Consider the following 4,455-nt stretch of genomic DNA (forward strand, 5'->3'; position numbering starts at 1 on the left):
ACCGCATCCTGGCGGTCCGGACGTGGGTGTTCGCCGCCGCCGAGCTCGCTGCTGCGCGCGGTCTGGATCTGCCGGTCTCCTCCGGCGAGCTCATCGAATCGCGGGATCATCGCGTCCAGGCGATCGTCAAGAAAGCTACCCTGGGCGGTTACGCCGTCGCCCAGCTCGCCCAGCTTGCCCGCGCCAAGGGCATCATCCCCTGAGCTCGCACCTGGCCGCCGGGTCCGAGCTCGGCGTATGTGTACCCACATCTATCGGGACCCTGGCCGCCGAGCTCTGCGACACCATTTCATACCTATTGATACATATAACTACAGTGTAGAGTTAGGTATGGACTATGTGTACCTGATACACCATTGTCATATGTTTGATTACACCTACCGCCGAATGTGGTTATAGGTATGGGGACATGGGGGCAATGTAGGTATGAAAAACCGCCCGCATACCTATCGAACATATAGCACATACTATGCCATGAATCGACGTATACCCTTGAGAAAAAGTGAATATACCTATTCATCGCATCGTTTATACTCTCGAGAGGCAAGAGACATAGGGAAGGGACAAAAGCGACATAGGGTCAAGAAAGTTTGAATAAACCCTAATAGCTTGCGTTTATACCTGTAGAAGAAAGGAGCGATAGGCTAATGAGACTTAGGGATAAAATGGCGATAAGCCGTGGCTTTGACCACGGTAATTTCGTCAATGCCTACGAAACAACGGACTATTCCCGAGCCTGCGAAAAGATCGGGAAGCGCTCCAACAATTTCTTGATCGGTTTTACGGCAGGGTTTTTTGCGTCTTATGAGACGCATGAAATCGATGAATGCGAGCGAGAAAACGTGGAAGCGTGCCGCGCTTTCATGCGAGAACATACTCCTTGGATCGCTGTCGATTAGTTTTCGCGCTTTCGATTGAGGCGCCCACTATGTGGGCGCTTGACTCGGGATCGTGAAAGGAGTGAGGGAACATGACACGGGCTGAAATCGAGCGTGATTACAAAGTCGTCGATGGCCGGATCTGTTCGCCTGGTAAATTCGAGGGAGAGATGGTGTACGCTCCGTTTTATTATCAGGCAATGCTCGAAGGCATGGCAGATCGTGACGATGGCCCCGAATACGGTTTTCATGTGCTGCCTGAAGATCGCGCAGAATTCCCTGAACTTGGCGATCGTCAGGAAATCGATTTCTATGAAAGAAACGATGGTTTTATCTGCGAAGTCTGATCTTTCATAGTGCTCCAGTGTCGCGGCCCGACGAGCTCGGGCCGCGGAGCGGGATCACTACGAAAGTAGAAAGGAGCGAGGGAACATGGCGTTTATGGTGCCAGAGTATGTGAAAGGTCGGTTCGCAACGGTTCGTGATTCTCGTGACGAATGGTTGTGGACCGGACCCGCCGAGTATTACTCGGAAAAAGACTTTCCGGCGGGGCACGAAGTAGAGTATTTGGAAGGCTGGTTTTGTCACCTTTCCGCCCCGGGCTACATGGATCAAACGGAGTGGAGCGGCCCGTTTGATACGGAGGAGAAAGCACGTGAGGCGCTTTCCGCCGAATGGAATTGCGACCCGGATACGGGTGATGATCTCGAGGAAAGCGAAGAATAGCCTGGCCTTCATAGTGCGCCAGTGTCATGGCCTGACGGTGTCAGGCCATGGAACGGGATCACTACGAAAGAGAGGGATTGTCATGGCGCGTAAGGTGCCCGAAAAGGGTTACTTCATAGTGTGCGAGATCGAATTCATGAATCATATCGACGAAAGTTTCACGGTCACACCGAAAAGTGATAAGGTGCGCCGTGAATTCGCCGGCATACACCACTGTAAAGTGTCCAGTGTCAAGCTCGAATTCGTAAACTGTTACGATGCCAGCGAATACGAATCGGATTTCGGATTCACATCGAAGGATCTCGAGGATATGCGTTCGGGCTGGCATGTCAACAAGCTCGTTTCTCGCTCGACTTTCGACGAACGCTTTGAACAGTATTACGAGTCTGAAACGGTTTATTACGGTCGAAAACTTTGAATAAACAGGCGCTGCTAGCGTCTGAATATTAGGACGAGAAAAGAGAGGGACCAATGGCACACAATCGTGAAGAGGATGGATACCGGCAGTCAATGAGTTTCGGCGTCATGCCGACTCGCGCGGCCTTTGACCTCGCGTTCTCGGAAGAATGTGAGTCGGGATACGAGATCACGATCCCGCCCGGCAATGACGATCTCCCGGTGCTTATCGCCGCAATGGAGCTCGCTGGAAGGCGCGGAATCAAAATGCCGGAGACCCGTGGCATCGAAGCGCGCGATCCAGTAAGGCATTATCGCGACGCGGTAACGTTCGATGTATCTCAGCTCTGGGCGCTTGTTCAAGCCCTGTTCGATCTCGGTGACGGCTCTGAGATCAGGGGTTGCGATGGGGAAGAGATCGCAGAAGATCAGACTCCGGAGGGGCTCGCGAGTTCGATCATGGATACACTCGGTTTTGAGTGGATCTAGGTGAATAAAAGACGCTTGAAAGCGTCCTAACATACGAGCTCGAAAACGGATGAACGCGGCGCGACTCCCGAGGTGATTCGGGCCGCGTGATTCGGGGTTGAGCAAGGAAAAGAGGGAATCATGAAAGCGCGAACAATCGATATCGAGACGATCGTGAAGTGTTACCACAGCATGGTGCCGACGGGACACTGGTTCGACCGTGACACATGCCGATTCTTCGGGTGTCGCTTGCCCAGGGTGGCATACGTGCGAGACGACGGAGTTTCATTCTTCGTCACGTCGGAAGATAACTTCGATCGCACGGCGCGACTCTACACGGTCCGCGTGCAAACCAACGATGGTGAGATCGATACCGTCGGTGACTTTCAAGCCTACCGCGACGGTGCGACGGCGCGCAAGCTAGCGCGACGGCTCGCGACGGCGAGCTTGATCGATTAGAGGTGTAATAGAGGGATTATGCCGACGGTGCCCTATCCCTCGGGCGATCCCGACCGTCGGCGCCTTTTCAGAGCTCACGAGCACTTTGCTCGCGGGTTGCGAAAAGATCGTGCGGGATCGTGGCCGGATGAAAGTGAGGGAACGTGGAAAAGTTTATCACATTGCGGGACGACACCGATTTATTGTTGGCCCTCGAGATCGGGCCGCGCAAATTCGCCTTTGTTGAGATCATGGATATGGACGACGCTTGTGGTCGCGATAATGAGGGGTATCCTCGTTATCTCGGCGATGTGGCGATCGTCGATCTCGAGGCGATCGGTCCTAGCAACATCGCGAGCGCGATGAAATCGTGTGGTTGGGAAGGTATGCCCAGTACACCGATCGCCGTCGCGGAGGCGTGCTATCAGTACGGTGTCAAGGCGCCGATGTGGTTCTGTGAGGCTGATGGCTTCGCAGACCTCGCGCGTGAGATGCGGCAGTGGGCGCCTGGCGCGCGAGCGCCTAGCGGCGCGGTCAAGTAGCGGCACCCGAGCCGCGCGAGGCCGCCGAGCTCGTCTCGACGTTCTCGCCTGGCTCGGACGCTAGGCGTGGAGGAGACGATGAAACGCAAGATCACGTACACGGTATGGGGGCGCGGCGACTTTGACCGCAACGGCACCGTCGCCATGTGTGACGAGGACGAGTCACCCGCCGTCGCGGCGATCAAGTCGGTGGCGCGACGCTCCGGGCTCCACGTCATCACGGCCCGGTCGGACGGGACGCAGGTGTGCGGCGACCGCATCGTCGCGCACCAGCGTACTGCGACCCTGGGGCGCCCGTGCCCCGGTGGCGGCTGGCTGCCGTTGGCAGAGATCTGGGTATCGGTTCGTGTCGGGTGAGGGAGGAGAACATGCACAAGCAACATCGCATGAAGTCACGAACGGTTCAGAGCTGGTCGCATTGTGTCGCACCGGGTGTCTGCTCGGGCATCGAGCATGGTGGCGTGGTGTACGTCGAGACGTGCTCGTGCGGCGCGACACGGCAGATCGAGGCAAATGGGGGGAGGGAGGCGAAAAGCCCGTGGAGCGAACCGTCCGAGGACCGATATCGCGGCGCGCTTGAGGGCATTCGGTTCACAGTGCGAACCTTCCGAGCGAAGCACTATAATTTCCTCGATGCGGCGCAGCGCGACTTTCTCGCTGAGATCGATATCTGCTTGGAGGTGCTCAAGTGAAGCTGTCGGAGATTAAGCTGTGCCCGACGTGTGTGGCACGGGCAGGCGGGCGGTTTGGAGTCATGGTCGACGAGGGGCAGTCGTTTCGCGTGCTGGTCCTTGCGCGGAACGCCTATCCGGAGGCGCCGACGCAGGCGGGCGTCTACCACGTCCGGACCTTGCAGGGCGACGGGGGGCCACTCCGTGAGCCGCTGCGCGCGGGGCTGCTCTGCCGCGCCGACGCTGCCACGGTGCATTGGTCATGCGCGCCGCTCAACGCGCAGCTCCAGCTCTGGATCTCCATGGCCGTCGAGGCCTGCGAGGCCTGGGGCGACG

11 protein-coding genes are annotated in these 4,455 nt (G+C 57.1%); all 11 read left to right on the forward strand.

All coding sequences use genetic code 11. The features are described from left to right. On the forward strand, window positions 1-203 hold a 203-nt coding region (locus tag WC683_19660; GenBank protein MFA4974824.1), incomplete at its 5' end, for a hypothetical protein. Between the two features lie 444 nt (window positions 204-647). Next, window positions 648-899 carry a hypothetical protein gene (locus WC683_19665; protein MFA4974825.1) on the forward strand — a complete coding sequence of 84 codons (252 nt, stop codon included), beginning with the start codon at window positions 648-650 and terminating at the stop codon, window positions 897-899. A gap of 71 nt (window positions 900-970) precedes the next feature. Continuing rightward, window positions 971-1,225 carry a hypothetical protein gene (locus tag WC683_19670; protein MFA4974826.1) on the forward strand — a complete coding sequence of 85 codons (255 nt, stop codon included), beginning with the start codon at window positions 971-973 and terminating at the stop codon, window positions 1,223-1,225. Window positions 1,226-1,310: 85 nt separating this feature from the next. Continuing rightward, entirely contained in the window at window positions 1,311-1,604 is a 294-nt protein-coding gene (locus tag WC683_19675; GenBank protein MFA4974827.1) for a hypothetical protein, read from the forward strand. 82 nt (window positions 1,605-1,686) lie between these two features. After that, entirely contained in the window at window positions 1,687-2,022 is a 336-nt protein-coding gene (locus tag WC683_19680; protein ID MFA4974828.1) for a hypothetical protein, read from the forward strand. Window positions 2,023-2,075: 53 nt separating this feature from the next. Further along, window positions 2,076-2,489, forward strand: coding sequence for a hypothetical protein (locus tag WC683_19685; GenBank protein MFA4974829.1), 414 nt, complete (start codon window positions 2,076-2,078; stop codon window positions 2,487-2,489). Between the two features lie 120 nt (window positions 2,490-2,609). Next, window positions 2,610-2,927: a hypothetical protein gene (locus WC683_19690; protein ID MFA4974830.1), complete on the forward strand. Its 318-nt coding sequence runs from the start codon at window positions 2,610-2,612 to the stop codon at window positions 2,925-2,927. Between the two features lie 143 nt (window positions 2,928-3,070). Next, window positions 3,071-3,448, forward strand: coding sequence for a hypothetical protein (locus WC683_19695; GenBank protein MFA4974831.1), 378 nt, complete (start codon window positions 3,071-3,073; stop codon window positions 3,446-3,448). A 78-nt stretch (window positions 3,449-3,526) separates the two neighbouring features. Continuing rightward, a complete protein-coding gene (locus WC683_19700; GenBank protein ID MFA4974832.1) occupies window positions 3,527-3,805 on the forward strand; it encodes a hypothetical protein in 279 nt (92 codons plus the stop codon). 11 nt (window positions 3,806-3,816) lie between these two features. Next, on the forward strand, window positions 3,817-4,140 hold the full coding sequence (locus WC683_19705; protein ID MFA4974833.1) for a hypothetical protein: 324 nt from the start codon (window positions 3,817-3,819) through the stop codon (window positions 4,138-4,140). Window positions 4,141-4,202: 62 nt separating this feature from the next. After that, window positions 4,203-4,455 (forward strand): hypothetical protein (locus tag WC683_19710; protein MFA4974834.1); only part of this gene is annotated, 253 nt, incomplete at its 3' end.

The organism is bacterium (genome assembly GCA_041648665.1).
Lineage (GTDB): Bacteria > UBA10199 > UBA10199 > 2-02-FULL-44-16 > JAAZCA01 > JAFGMW01.